We start from the raw sequence: 12,850 nt of genomic DNA, 5'->3' as shown, positions 1-12,850 counted from the left end.
CTGTGGTCGCCAGTCGGCACAGCCGTCCCGTCCCACGGGGCCGGCCCCGCACCACCGCATCCCAGGAGGAGTTCGTGTCCACGGTCCTGACCCAAGGCGGAAACGCCCCGCTGACCACCGCGCGGGTGACCGTCGAGGTCACCGCACCCAAGGCGCTGGACGTCTCGGGCCTGCTGTTGACCGATGACGGTAAGGTCCGCTCGGACGCCGACTTCGTCTTCTACAACGCCCCGAACGGGCCCGGCGTGACCCACCGTCCGGCTTCCGCCGGCGGCCCGGACGCCATCGCCATCGACACCACCGCCGTCCCGGCCGGCATCACCAAGATCGTGGTGACCGCCAGCCCGGACGAGTCCGGCGCGACCTTCGCGGGCATCGAGCCGACCGCCACCGTCCGGGACAGCGCCACGGGCGAGGTGCTGGTCACCTTCACCCCGCCGCCGCTCGGCCGGGAGACCGCGCTGATCGTGGTCGAGGTCTACCAGCGCAACGGCGCCTGGAAGGTCCGCGCGGTCGGCCAGGGCTACGCCGACGGCCTGGCGGGCATCGCCACCGACTTCGGCGTCAGCGTCGAGGAGCCGGCCGCCCCGGCCGCCACGGCCCCCGCCGCAGCCCCGGTCGCCCCGCCCGCCGCGCCGGCCCCCGCCGCGCCGACGGCCCAGACGGTCCAGACGCCCGTCGACCCCCGGGTCGCGATGGCCTCCGCCCCGCCGATGCCGCAGGGCGCCCCGCCCGTGCCCCCGGCGCCCCCGGCTGCACCGTCCCTCACCAAGGTCACCCTGGACAAGGGCCGGGTCAGCCTCACCAAGGGCGGCTCGGTCTCCCTGGAGAAGAACGGCAAGCCCTTCCTCTCCTCCATCCGGATGGGCCTCGGCTGGGAGCCCGCGGGCCGCGGCCGCAACATCGACCTCGACGCGTCCTGCATCGCCTTCGACGCGAAGCGCGAGAAGCTGGACACCGCCTGGTTCATGAAGCTGGGCATCTTCAACGGCTCCATCGTCCACTCCGGCGACAACCTGACCGGCGAGGGAGGCGGCGACGACGAGTCGATCACCGTCCACCTCAACGGCCTGCCGCCGGAGGTGTGCGGCCTGGTGTTCGTCGTGAACTCCTTCTCCGGGCAGAAGTTCACCGACGTCAAGAACGCCTACTGCCGTCTGGTCGACGCGTCCTCCAACCAGGAGCTGGTCCGCTTCGACCTCACCCAGTCCGAGCCCCGCACCGGCGTGGTGATGTGCAAGCTGGTCCGCCAGTTCTCGGGCGAGTGGGTGATGACCGCGATCGGCGAGTACGTCGACGCCAAGACCGCCCGGGCGATGGTCAAGCCCGCCGCCTCGATGCTCTGACCGCACCCGCACCCGCACCGGCACCGGCATCGGCACCGGCACCACCGAGGGCCCGGCCGCTCCCGCGAACAGGAGCAGCCGGGCCCGTCGGCTCCCTGCCGCGTCAACCCGTTCGCGCCCTCGGGGCGGCTACTCCTCGATCGCCCCGCCCACCTGCCGGAGGTGCCGGCGGAAGGTGTACTCCGGCTCCCGGGCACGGCGCTCCAGGTACTGGTCGAACGCGGTCTGCCGGCGCAGCGTGTCGCCCGAACGGATCCGCTCCGCCTGGACGCGCTCGGTGCGGGCGATCCCGGCGGCGGTCTCCAGTACCTCGTCCACCCGCGGGCCCGGGACGAACAGCGCGCCGTCCGCGTCCGCGAACACCACGTCCCCGGCGCTCACCAGGTGCGGGCCGAAGCGGGCCGTGGTCAGCGCCTCCGGCTCCCGGTCGTCCACCCGGACCGGCCCGAGCGGCAGGCTGCCGTAGCTGAACACCGGAAGCCCGATCTCCAGCAGCTCCGGTGTGTCCCGGTGCAGCCCCCACACCACCAGCCCGGCCACCCCGGCGGCCCGCGCCTCCAGCACCGCGAGGTCACCGACGCACGCCTCGTCGACCCGCCCGCCGTTGTCGATCACCAGCACGTCCCCGGACTCCGCGGAGCCGTACGCCTCCAGGAAGACGTCGACGCTGCCGTAGTGCCGCACCGGCAGCACCCGCCCGGCGACGCGGCTCCCCGGGGCCACCGCGACCACCCCGGCGGGCGCCACCCGCACCTCGACGCCGAGCCGCACGCACGCGTCCGCCACCAACGGCGTCGACAGTTCCGCGAACCGCTTCATCACCATGCCAACTCCTTCTTCCCGCAGCCCAGTTCACCAGCGGGAGGATCCTACGCCGCAGCCGGTCTCCCACCATCGGGTGAAAGACCGTCGCGCACGGCGCAACTCCCCCGACCCGCCATTGGCGTGACGCGCATCCGAAGGAGGGGCATCACGAGTGCTGTGGTGCACGAGCAACCGATCACGGGTTCCCTGTCGCAGGAGGACTTCCTCCGAGCTCCGGCCCCGGACGACGAGAACGGCCCGCACCCCTCCGCGCATCGGGGGTACGGGCCGTGTCCTCGACGGCGGTCGTCAGCCGCGGGTCGCCATGGCACGCAGGAAGAACGTCAGGTTGGCCGGGCGCTCCGCGAGGCGGCGCATGAAGTACCCGTACCATTCCTGCCCGTACGGGAGGTACACACGCATGGTGTTGCCCTCGCCGGCGAGGCGCAGCTGCTCCTCGGGGCGGATGCCGAAGAGCATCTGGTACTCGAACGAGTCCCGCTTGCGGCCGTTCCACTGGGCCAGCTGGCCGGCGATCTTGATCATGTTGGGGTCGTGCGAGGCGATCATCGGGTAGCCCTCGCCGGCCATCAGGACCTTGAGCGCGCGGACGTACGCGAGGTCGACCTCGTGCTTGCCCTGGAAGGCGACCGACTCGGGCTCCTTGTAGGCGCCCTTGCAGAGGCGGACCCGGGAGCCGGCGCCGGAGAACTCGCGGCAGTCGGCCTCGGTGCGGCGCAGGTAGGCCTGGAGGACGACGCCGAGCCACGGGTAGTCGGCGCGCAGCTCGCGCGCGATCGACAGGGTGGAGTCGGTGGTGGTGTGGTCCTCCATGTCGAGGGTCACCGTGGTGCCCGCGTCGGCGGCGGCCTCGCAGATGCGGCGGGCGTTCTCCAGCGCGATCTTCTCGCCGTCCACCGGGAGGAACTGGCCGACGGCCGAGAGCTTGACCGAGACCTCGGCGCCGGCGGCCAGGCCGGTGTCCTTGAGGGCCGCGAGCAGGTGCTCGTAGGCCTCGGCGGTACCGGCGGCCTGGGCCGCGTCCTGGGTGTCCTCGCCGAGGTGGTCCAGGGTGACCTTGCGGCCGGTGGCGACCAGGTCGTCGCAGGCGGTGACGGCGTCGTCGAGGGCCTCGCCGGCGACGAAGCGCTCGACTATCGCGTGGGTCGGCGGGAACTTCTCGACGACGGTGCGGACCTGCGGGGAACGGGAGGCCGCGAGGAGGGCGGAACGGAGCATCGTGACTCCTGGAACTGGTGCTTCTAAGGGTGGCAGAAAGGCGGGCGGCGGACCGGGGGGTGGGGTCCGCCGCCCGAGGGACGCCCGGTTGCGGGACCGGGCGTCAGGGGACAAGGTCCCGGGGGGAGGACGTTCAGCCCATGTGCGGGTAGCGGTAGTCCGTCGGCGGGACGAAGGTCTCCTTGACCGAACGGGTCGAGGTCCAGCGGGCCAGGTTCTGCTTGGCGCCGGCCTTGTCGTTGGTGCCCGAGGCGCGGGCGCCGCCGAACGGCTGCTGGCCGACGACCGCGCCGGTCGGCTTGTCGTTGATGTAGAAGTTGCCGGCCGCGTTGCGCAGCTTGAGCATCGCGTGCTGGACGGCCTCGCGGTCCTGGGAGATGATCGCGCCGGTCAGGGCGTAGTCCGACACCGACTCCATCTGGGTCAGCATCTCGTCGTACCGGTCGTCCTCGTAGACGTGCACGGCGAGGACCGGGCCGAAGTACTCGTCACGGAAGTACTCGCTCGCCGGGTCCTGGCAGACCAGGACGGTCGGGCGGACGAAGTAGCCGACGCTGTCGTCGTACGTGCCACCGGCCAGCACCTCGACCTGCGGGTCGGCCTGGGCGCGGTCGATCGCGGCCTTGTTCTTGGCGAACGCCCGGTCGTCGATGACGGCGGACATGAAGTTCGACAGGTCGCTGACGTCGCCCATGGTGAGGCCGTCGACCTCGTCGCGGAACTCGTCCTTCAGCTCGGCCCAGATGGACGCCGGGACGTAGGCGCGCGAGAGCGCCGAACACTTCTGGCCCTGGAACTCGAAGGCGCCGCGGGTCATCGCGGTCTTCAGGACGGCCTTGTCGGCGGACGGGTGGGCGACCAGGAAGTCCTTGCCGCCGGTCTCGCCGACGATCCGCGGGTAGGTGCGGTAGCCGGAGATGTTGGTGCCGACCTCGCGCCACAGGTGCTGGAAGGTGGCGGTGGAGCCGGTGAAGTGGATGCCGGCCAGCGCCGGGTGCTTCAGCGCGACCTCGGAGACGGCCAGGCCGTCGCCGGTCACCATGTTGATGACGCCCTTGGGCAGGCCCGCCGCCTCCAGCAGCTGCATCAGCAGGTGCGCGGAGAACTGCTGGGTCGGCGACGGCTTCCAGAGCACCACGTTGCCCATCAGCGCCGGCGCGGTCGGCAGGTTGCCGGCGATGGCGGTGAAGTTGAACGGGGTGATCGCGTAGACGAAGCCCTCCAGCGGGCGGTGGTCGCTGCGGTTCCACACGCCGTCCGAGGAGATCGGCTGCTCGGCCATGATCTGCCGGGCGAAGTGCACGTTGAAGCGCAGGAAGTCGACCAGCTCGCAGGGGGTGTCGATCTCGGCCTGCTGGGCGGTCTTGGACTGGCCGAGCATGGTGGCGGCGGCCAGGGTCTCGCGCCAGGGGCCGGCCAGCAGGTCGGCGGCCCGCAGGAAGATCGCGGCGCGGGAGTCGAAGGAGAGCGCCTGCCAGGCCGGGGCAGCGGCCAGGGCAGCATCGACGGCGTCCTGCGCGTCCGCCTGGGTGGCGTTGCGCAGGGTACCGAGCCTCGCCGCGTGGTTGTGCGGCTGGACGACGTGGATCTCGGCGCCGGCGCCCATGCGGCGCTCACCGTTGATCGTCATGGTCAGCTGGACCGGCTCCTGGCCGCCCAGCTCCTTCAGCTTGGCCTCCAGACGGGCCCGTTCGGGGCTGCCCGGGGCGTAGCTGTGGACCGGCTCGTTCACCGGCGCGGGGACCTGGGTCACAGCATCCATGAGCGCACGCTCTCCTTCATGTCTTGCGGGGATGCCGGCGCGGGTCGCACGACGGCCACAGGACGAACGCTATTCCCGCACCGGGGCCCGCTTGATTGGCCGGGCGGCTAAAATCATTCGCACGGCGTTGTCCAACTGGATGAACAGCCGGCCGATCGCGCCGATCTACGCGCCGATCGACGCGCGGACCGCCGCAACGGCGAGGCGGCGGAAGGAAGGCGGACCGGTCCCCGGACGGGGCCGGCCGGTGCCCGAAGGAGGCGGACCGATGACCAGCCCGGGCATCCCGCTCCGCCAGTTGCTGATGTCGCTCGGCGAGCCGCTGGTCGAGCTCCAGGCCGCCCCGCACGGACTGGACGTCGCCGTCCGCGACGTGGCGATCCTCGACCCGGAGGACCCGCCCACCGCCGCCACCGGCGAGCTGGTGCTCGCCATCGGCGCCCGGGGCCGGGCCGCCCTCCCGGCGCTGCGTGCGGCCGGACGGGCCGGCGCCGCCGCGGTGGCCGTCAAACTGGACGCGCCCGGGCAGGCCGACGCGCTGCGCGAGGCGGCCACCGAGGCGGGCGTGGCCCTGCTCTCGGTCCGCCGGGAGACCCGCTGGGAGCACCTCGACTCGCTCGCCCGCGCGATCATCGCCGGGCCGGACACCCCGGACTCGCCGGGCACCGCCGAGCACAACGCCGGCGACCTCTTCTCGCTCGCCCAGACGGTCGCCGTCCTCACCAGTGGCATCGTCTCGATCGAGGACACCTCCAGCCGGGTGCTCGCCTACTCGCGCTCCTCCGACTCGGACGAGGTCGACGACCTGCGCCGGCTCTCCATCCTCGGCTGGCAGGGCCCCGAACCGTATCTGTCGAAACTCCGCGAGTGGGGCGTCTTCCAGCACCTGCGCACCTCGGACACGGCGATCGCGGTCGACCCGCACCCGGAGCTGGGCCTGCGCCGCCGGCTGGCGATCGGCATCCGGGCCGGCGCGCAGCCGCTCGGCACCATCTGGGTGCAGGAGGGGGCCCAGCCGCTCGCGCCGCTGGCCGAGCAGGCCCTGGTCGGCGCGGCGCGGGTGGCGGCGGCCCAGCTGGTGCGCCGACGCCGGGAGCTGTCCGCGGACGTCCGGCTGACCCGGACGCTGCTCACCGGCCTGCTGGAGGGCTCCACCGGCGCGCAGTCGCTCGCCACCCACCTGGGGCTGGACCTGCGCCGCCCGGCGACCGTGCTGGCGTACAGCGCGGGCTCCACCGAGGAGCTGACCCGGGCCGAGGTGACCGGCCTGATCTCGGTGCACACGGCGGCCCGGCACCGGACCGCGCTGCTCGCGCCGATCGAGTCCCGGGTGTACGTGCTGCTGCCGGAGCTGCCGGCCAACCTGCCGATGGCGACGGTGCGGGACTGGGCGCAGGAGGTGGTCGAGGCGGCCCGGGACCACCTGGGCGTCCCGCTGCGGGCGGCGATCGGGTCGACCGTGGAGGGCCTCGCCCAGGTGCCCGACTCCCGGGCGCAGGCGGACCGGATCCTGGACGCGATGGGCCGCGGCGGGGTGGACCTGGAGGTCGCGGCGCTGATCGACGTGCAGGCGGAGGTACTGGTCAGCGAGGTGCTGGCGCTGCTCCAGGAGCGCGGCGGCCTGCGCGACCCGCGGCTGACCGCGCTCACCGCGTACGACCGCCGGCACGGCACCCGGCTCGGCGAGTCGGTGCTGGCCTGGCTGGACGCGCTGGGCGAGGTCAGGGTCGCGGCGGACGCCCTGCACATCCACCCCAACACGCTGCGCTACCGGGTCCGCCGGGCCGAACAGCTGACCGGCATCGACCTGGCCCAGCCGCAGCAACGCCTGCTGGCCATGCTCCAGCTCCGGCTCCCGGCCGAGCCGTAGCCCGCCCGCTCCACGCCCGGCCCTGGTCCGGGCCCCCGGGGGACGCACCCGTCGGGGGACGCGACGGGGGCCCGCCGAAGCGGGCCCCCGTCACTCACCTGCGGTCGGTTCAGGCGCCGTAGCCCTGGCCGCGCTTGTGCTCGTTCAGCCGGTGCCACGGGCCGGTGATGGCCAGCTGGATGCCGGGGACCTGGATGTTGGCGAAGAGGGTCTTGCCGTCGTCCGAGAAGGTCACGCCGGTGAACTCGCTGAACTCGGGCTTGGTGGCGGTGCCGATGTTCAGGTCGTTGCGGGCGATCGGGTAGGTCAGCCCGTCCTCGGTGGCGCCGAACAGGTGGGACACGCCCTCGCCGTCCTCGGCGATCACGATGCCGCCGTACGGCGAGACGGTGATGTTGTCCGGGCCGTCGTAGTTGTCGTGGTCGCCGAAGACGTCGGTGTTGACGCCCAGCAGCACCTTCAGGGTGATGGTGCGGCGGACCGGGTTGTAGAACCAGACCTGGCCGTCGTGCTGCACCGGGCTCTCGGAGCGGGCGAAGCTGGAGACGAAGTAGAAGCCGCCGTCACCCCACCACATGCCCTCCAGCTTGCGGGCGCGGGTGACCTCGCCGTCCTTGAACTGCTTGCGGATCGAGACGGTGCGGGCGTCGCGGTCCTCGACCTTGACCCAGTCCACGCCGTAGGTGGTGCCGACCGTGGTGGCGCGGGAGAGGTCGTCGACGAACTTGCCCTGGGCGTCGAAGACCTTGAAGGCCTCCAGCAGACCGGCGTCGGCGGCCAGCTTGCGCAGCTGGTAGCGGCCGTGCTTGAAGCCGGCCGGCGGGGTCCAGCGGAACAGCAGGCCGTTCGGGTTCGAGGCGTCCTCGGTCAGGTAGACGTGGGCGCGCTTCGGGTCGACGACGACGGCCTCGTGGGCGAACCGGCCGAAGGCCTTCACCGGCTGCGGGTCGCGGTTGTAGTCGTCGTCGAACGGGTCGACCTCGAAGATGTAGCCGTGGTCCTTGGTCAGGCCGTTCTTGCCGGCCTTGTCCTCGGTCTCCTCGCCGGACAGCCAGGTGCCCCACGGGCTGACGCCACCGGCGCAGTTGGTGGAGGTACCGGCGATGCCGACCCACTGCTCGACCTTGCCGTTGGCCTTGGCGTGCACGATGGTGCAGCCGCCGGCCGCGCCCGGGTCGTAGACGTGGCCCTCGATCAGCGGGACCGGGTTCGGCCAGTTGGCACGGCCGCCGGACAGCTCGTGGTTGACGACCAGCAGGTTGCCGCCGCGCTCGTCCTCGAACGCCGCGGTGCCGTCGTGGTTGCTCGGGGTGAACTCGCCGGTGCGCAGCTTGGTGACGCCGGTCCGGTTGACGACCTTGTACTTGAAGCCCTTGGGCAGCGCGAGCAGGCCCTCCGGGTCCTGGACCAGCGGGCCGTAGCCGACGGCCACCCGCTCGGCCTCGGCGACGGCGGCGGCCGGCGCCTCGCCGCCGACCGGGGCGGCGATCGCGCCCGGCGCGCTGGCCAGCGCCTCGGCGCTGCCGGCGATCAGAACACCGGCCCCGACGACGGTGGAACGGTTGACGAAGTCCCGGCGGGACAGCGACATGGCAGTCACTCCTGAGGGGTGGCGCCGACCGGGACGGTCCCCGGTGCATGGCGTGCGAGGTGTCGAGGCTGGACGTCGACGCCCAGAGACTCCGCCCGTTCGGTGAACGCACGGTTAAGCAGATGCCTCGTCAGGGTGGTCATTTGCCGACCGTATTCGAACTCATGATCCGCCCTTCCCCGACGAACCGCAGGTCGAGCGGGCGAACGGGGGCTCAGCGACCGTTCCGGGCCACCCGCCACTGCTCCCAGGAGGCCAGCCAGAGCTGTTCGCAGAGACGGTGCTCCTCGCCCTCCCCGAGCCCCTCCGGAACCCGGTCCTGCGGCCCCCGGCCGGCCCGGCCGCGCCGGACCTGTTCCCAGGCCCGCTGCGCCGGCAGGCTCGCCACCTCGCTGGCGAAGACCGTGTACCGGATCACCTCCTCGACCGCGGCGTCCCCCTCCGGCGTCCCCACCACCCAGTGGGTCAGCTGGGAGAGCCGGTTGAGCTGCTCGACCATCGACGCCACCGCGGCCAGCGCCTCCTCCCGGGTCTCCGAGGCGAGCCGCATCTGCTGCCGCACGGCCGTCTCCCAGCGCAGCGCGCCCGCCTCCGCGCGGGCTCCGCGGGACGGCCTGGGCGCCCGTCCGGCCCGGACCCGCGCCTCGACCGCGGCGGCCTCGCTGATGCCCTGGGCGATCACCGCCCGGTGCGCCTCCAGGCCGGTGGCCAGGGCGAGTTCGCGCTCGCCCAGGGGTACCTGACGGCCCCGCCGGACGGCCAGGTCGCGCAGCATCGCGGTCCGGCCCCGCAGGTACCGCTCCTGGTCACCGATCCGGGCCAGCTCGACGCCGCCGGGCGGCACCCCGCGGCCGCAGACGGTGACGGTCAGCCCGTCCAGCCGGAGGCGGCCGGCCCACACGGGTTCGGCCCCGCTGATCGGGCAGCAGCCGGGCAGCGCCGCACCGGACCAGAGCCCGCGCCGGTCCTCGTGCACCTCGACCGCGCGCGGCTCGCCGTCCACGGTGATCCACTCGCGCAGCGCCCGGACCCGGCCGGGGCCGTCGCCCTCGTCCACCCCGAGCTGTTCGTAGACGCGGTCGCGCTCGTCCTCGACCACGTCGTCCAGCTCGGGCAGCGGCCCGAGGCGCTCGACGCCGGGCCGGTGGGTGCGCACGGTGATGAACGGGCCTTCGGGGGAGCTCCAGTCGCCGGAGCCGACCTCGATCCAGCCCGGCCCGGCGACGGTACGGACGCCGCCGAATCCCGCGCCGGCCGTCCCCGTACCGCCGGACCGCGCACCGGACGCCTCGGTCCCGGCACCGCCGGAGGCGGCGCCACCGGCCTCGAACGCGACCAGCACGGCCCCGCCCGGCCCGAGCAGGGGCGCGGCGCCGTACACCGGGAAGGAGGCCGAGGCGAGGGTGCGGCGGGCGAACTCCTCCTGGGCCGCCAGGCACTCCTCCAGGTCGTCACCGCGGCATCCGTCCGGCCGGTCGAACCGGTCCACCGTCCCCGCGCCGTCCCTGTGCCGGCCGTCCCGCCCGCTGCCGCTCGCCCGCGTCATCCCGCGCCGCACCTCCTGGTCCTCGCCGTGCCCCGTCGACTGCGGGCAACGATACGTGGCCCGACCTGCCGGGTCATCAGGCCCTTTGCCGCAGCGGGCCGATCGGCCCGGCAAACGGAACCGGCGGCCGGCGGCCGTGTCCGGGCGCCCGGCTGTCGGTCCCCCTTCGTACGCTGGCCGGCATGACAGCAACCACGGAATTCCCGGCCCGGATCAGCATCGTCACCCTCGGGGTCACCGACCTCGACGAGAGTGCCCGTTTCTACGAGGCACTGGGCTGGCGCCGCTCCTCCGTCTCCAGCCCGGAGATCGTCTGGTTCCGCACCGCCGACTCGGTGCTCGGCCTCTTCCCGCACGACGAGCTGGCCGCCGACGCGGGTGTGCCGGCCGGCGGCGAGCCCTCGTTCCGGGGCGTCACCCTCGCGGTGCACCTGGAGTCGCCCGCCCAGGTGGACGCCGCGCTGGAGCGGGCGGCGGCGGCCGGCGCGACGGTGGTCAAGCCGCCGGCGCCGACCAGCTGGGGCGGCTACTCGTGCTACTTCGAGGATCCGGACGGCCACCTCTGGGAGCTGGCCCACAACCCGTTCTTCCCGATCGCCGAAGGCGGCTCGCTGGACCTGCCGTGAGGCCGGCGACCGATCGGGCGGGGCGGGCGCCCCGCCGCCCCCGCAGCCGGGCCACCCGCCACCCGGGCGGCCCCGGGCGGCTCAGCCCTTCGACCGCGCCTTGAACGCCGCCTTGCGGGCCTCCTTGGCGACCGTCCGGTCCAGGTGCAGCTCGCCGACCGCCTCCAGCACGTCCGCCGTGTACGGGTGGTCGACCCGCCACAGCTCGCCGAAGTAGCTCGCCGGATTGCCGGTCACCGGCAGGTCCGTGATCAGCTCGCGCAGCTGCTCCGGGTCGCCGCCGGAGTCGAGCAGCTGGGCCGCGAACGCGTCGACCACCGTCCACAGCGCCATCGCCCGCTCGGGCGCGGGCACGTCGGCCGCGCCGAGCGAGACCAGCCAGGTCCGCGCCCCGCCGCCGAGCTCCGGGTCGTCCAGCACCTCCCGGACGGCCGGCTCGGCGGGCCCGCCGAGCATGGTCAGCGCCGAGTGGCAGAGCATCCGGCGCATCGGGGCGTACGCGTCGTGGCCGCGCGCCGCGGCGAGCAGCTCGCGCGCCGCCTCCACCGGGTCCCGGTCGGTGATCCAGACCCGCAGTTCCTCCTCGGGCAGCACGTTGGCGGCCTCGCTGATCCCGCTGAGCAGCGCGGCGGCGTCGCCCCCGGCCAGGTCGCCGACCAGCGGCGCGTCGTAGCCGTCCTCCAGCAGCCACTGCCGGATGCCGTACTGGCCCAGCGGCGTGAGGCGGACCAGCCCGAAGCGGGCGGACTCCGCCTCGTCCAGCGGCTCCTCCGTGTCGGCCTCCGGCGCCGCGGCCTCGCCCTCCTCCTCGTCGAAGAGGTCCGGGTCGATCGGCCGGTAGTCCAGCAGGCCCAGCTCGGCCAGGTCCGCGAGCATCGGGTCCAGGGCGACCATCACGTCGGTGATGTCACCGAGCAGTTCCTCGCTCGGTTCCTCGCCCTCCGGCACCACCAGGAGCGCGGCCAGCACGCCGAGCGGCACGGTCTCGCCGCCCGGCTCGGCGAAGGCCGTGGTCTCGTACAGCACCTGGAGCGCCTCGTCGAGCAGCTCGGCGGCCTCGTCGCGGGCCTCCTCGACCTCGCTGAGCCGGCCCTCGTCGTCCTCGTCCTCGTCCGCCGAGGTCTCCGAGCCCTCGGCGTCCTCCCCGCCCTCCCCGCCCGCGTGACCGCCGTGCCCCTCGTGACCCGGCTCGGGCATCGAGTCGGCCTCGACGGCCAGCTCACGGACGATCCCGGCGGCGGTCAGCCACAGCTCCAGAACGGTCTCCGGGTCCCCCTCCTCGGCCGGTTCCAGGTCCGGCCCGGGAACGGCGACGTGCTCGCCGGCCGCCGTGGTACCGATCTCGATCAGATCCAGGTCACAGGCCAGCGACCAGGCGCGCATCGCCTCGACCACGGCCTCCTCCGACACCTCGCCCTCCTCCGGCGCGAGGCCGAGCAGCCGGGCGGCCGGCTCCCGGTCCGGGTCGGTGAGGTCGCCGAACTCGTCCACGGTGCGGTGCGGGGCCGTCCAGCGGGCCAGCTCCAGGGCCCACCCGAACATCGGGACGGCCTTCGCCTGCGCGGCCAGCTCGGCCTCGGGCGGCAGCGTCACCGGCGGCACCAGCACGGCCGAGTCGTCCAGGTCGTCGTCGTCCAACCCGTGTGCGGCGAACGCCCCGTACAGATCCTGCAGCTCCAGGTCGGCGGGCAGCACCGCACCCTCGCCCGGCGTGCCCGCCTCCGAGGTCCCGGCGTTCTTACGACGTCGTGCGGCCATCGTTGCGCGTTCTCCCTACCCCGAGGTCAATCCGCCGGCCCCGCGGCATCACCCGCGCGCACCGGTCCATCACCTCAGCGTATAGGCCGCGCACGCCCGATGCCCGGCCTCAAGGGGCGCGCGCCGCGAGCGCGCGCCTACCCCTTATCCTTCGAATCGGTACCGCGCACACCCCGCGCGGGCCCACGGGCAACGAAGCCCACTTCAGCTCACCCGCTCCACCAGGGAGCCCCGCACCGAGGCCACCACCACAGCGCCCAGGACGGGCGCGCCGGCATACCCCGCCGACCCCGGTGGTGCCCGGCCAC

General features: G+C 73.7%; 9 protein-coding genes. 3 read left to right on the top strand and 6 right to left on the bottom strand.

Going from position 1 to position 12,850, the window contains the following annotated elements; all coding sequences use genetic code 11:
- The first annotated feature begins 86 nt into the window (after positions 1–86).
- Positions 87–1,346 carry a TerD family protein gene (locus PUR56_RS10395; protein ID WP_329948694.1) on the top strand — a complete coding sequence of 420 codons (1,260 nt, stop codon included), beginning with the start codon at positions 87–89 and terminating at the stop codon, positions 1,344–1,346.
- A gap of 129 nt (positions 1,347–1,475) precedes the next feature.
- On the opposite strand, the gene PUR56_RS10390 is transcribed toward PUR56_RS10395, so the two are convergent.
- The 3 genes from PUR56_RS10390 to pruA all read right to left on the bottom strand — a co-directional run bounded on the left by PUR56_RS10390 (position 1,476) and on the right by pruA (position 5,151).
- The gene (locus tag PUR56_RS10390) at positions 1,476–2,171 is read right to left on the bottom strand and encodes an RraA family protein (protein WP_443034470.1); all 696 of its coding nucleotides are present in this window, start codon (positions 2,169–2,171) and stop codon (positions 1,476–1,478) included.
- Between the two features lie 288 nt (positions 2,172–2,459).
- Positions 2,460–3,389, bottom strand: coding sequence for a proline dehydrogenase family protein (locus tag PUR56_RS10385; RefSeq protein WP_329876311.1), 930 nt, complete (start codon positions 3,387–3,389; stop codon positions 2,460–2,462).
- A 133-nt stretch (positions 3,390–3,522) separates the two neighbouring features.
- Positions 3,523–5,151: an L-glutamate gamma-semialdehyde dehydrogenase gene (gene pruA / locus PUR56_RS10380; protein WP_329876313.1), complete on the bottom strand. Its 1,629-nt coding sequence runs from the start codon at positions 5,149–5,151 to the stop codon at positions 3,523–3,525.
- A 268-nt stretch (positions 5,152–5,419) separates the two neighbouring features.
- Between pruA and PUR56_RS10375 the strand changes: the two genes are divergently transcribed.
- Positions 5,420–7,021, top strand: a complete 1,602-nt coding sequence (locus PUR56_RS10375; RefSeq protein ID WP_329948650.1) for a PucR family transcriptional regulator — start codon at positions 5,420–5,422, stop codon at positions 7,019–7,021.
- A gap of 109 nt (positions 7,022–7,130) precedes the next feature.
- On the opposite strand, the gene PUR56_RS10370 is transcribed toward PUR56_RS10375, so the two are convergent.
- Together PUR56_RS10370 and PUR56_RS10365 are read right to left on the bottom strand one after the other, a co-directional pair.
- Entirely contained in the window at positions 7,131–8,612 is a 1,482-nt protein-coding gene (locus PUR56_RS10370) for an alkaline phosphatase PhoX (protein ID WP_329876317.1), read from the bottom strand.
- A gap of 214 nt (positions 8,613–8,826) precedes the next feature.
- Positions 8,827–10,158 carry a hypothetical protein gene (locus PUR56_RS10365; protein ID WP_329948649.1) on the bottom strand — a complete coding sequence of 444 codons (1,332 nt, stop codon included), beginning with the start codon at positions 10,156–10,158 and terminating at the stop codon, positions 8,827–8,829.
- A 182-nt stretch (positions 10,159–10,340) separates the two neighbouring features.
- Here PUR56_RS10365 and PUR56_RS10360 point away from each other — a divergent pair, with 182 nt between their 5' ends.
- Entirely contained in the window at positions 10,341–10,784 is a 444-nt protein-coding gene (locus tag PUR56_RS10360) for a VOC family protein (protein WP_329948648.1), read from the top strand.
- 81 nt (positions 10,785–10,865) lie between these two features.
- Here the strand turns inward: PUR56_RS10360 and PUR56_RS10355 are convergent, their stop codons facing one another.
- Positions 10,866–12,542 carry a hypothetical protein gene (locus PUR56_RS10355; RefSeq protein ID WP_329948647.1) on the bottom strand — a complete coding sequence of 559 codons (1,677 nt, stop codon included), beginning with the start codon at positions 12,540–12,542 and terminating at the stop codon, positions 10,866–10,868.
- Positions 12,543–12,850: the final 308 nt, after the last annotated feature.

Source organism: Streptomyces sp. BE303 (assembly GCF_036290945.1).
Taxonomy (GTDB): Bacteria; Actinomycetota; Actinomycetes; order Streptomycetales; family Streptomycetaceae; genus Kitasatospora.
The sequence above is the reverse complement of the archived record's forward strand: the minus strand, read 5'-3'. Positions and strand labels throughout refer to the sequence as shown.